Below are 651 nucleotides of genomic sequence, written 5' to 3' on the forward strand. Positions count from 1 at the left end.
ATTGAGTTGGTGCATCACTATCGGCGGTGGATAGGGTTTGCCGGCAGAAGAGGTTGACGGACACAGCACACCAGAAGCAACCAGTGTTTCGTTCTCGCGCTGAAAGTCATTCAGGAAAGTTTGGTCGCAGGAGCGATACCCCGCCGTGATGGCGTGAGTGCGGACATAGTCGGTGATCACGATCCCAAGAAGTGCCCCGCCAACAGCTACGGTTAAGAAGGTGACCGAGAAGCTTTTGGCCGAGCGCTTGATCCAGTTCTCACCCCAGGAAGTCAGGGCGTAGTGTCCTAACGGAATACAAAGACCTGCAAGAGCCCAAGTACTTTTCCCGCGCAAAATAGTGAGAAGTTCTCCTTGAGCGTCAGAAACACTCAAAGCGGTAACTGTGGCGGATATAAATACCCAGACAACAGCTAAACCAGCAAAGTCGGCGAGTGCCATCAGCACATGGACACGGCGCTTTTCTTTCCCAATCCAGTCTCCCAGATCAGAAACTTTATCTATGTACCAGTTAATCATCATCACCGCCTGTAGATTTGATCATACAGATCTGGTCCATACATATGCCAGATGGCTTCGCGCTCAAACTGGTTCAAGAAACGATTGCTGCGCCTGATCAGCCCCACTTGAGTGGTCCGGTTTGAAAGTTAG

1 protein-coding gene is annotated in these 651 nt (G+C 51.0%); it reads right to left on the minus strand.

Translation table 11 applies throughout. The features are described from left to right. Positions 1 to 519, minus strand: a 519-nt coding sequence (locus PsWM33_RS15140; RefSeq protein ID WP_153039957.1) for a hypothetical protein, incomplete at its 3' end; no start/stop codon positions are given. Positions 520 to 651: the final 132 nt, after the last annotated feature.

Source organism: Pseudovibrio sp. WM33, assembly GCF_001623165.1.
Lineage (GTDB): Bacteria > Pseudomonadota > Alphaproteobacteria > Rhizobiales > Stappiaceae > Pseudovibrio.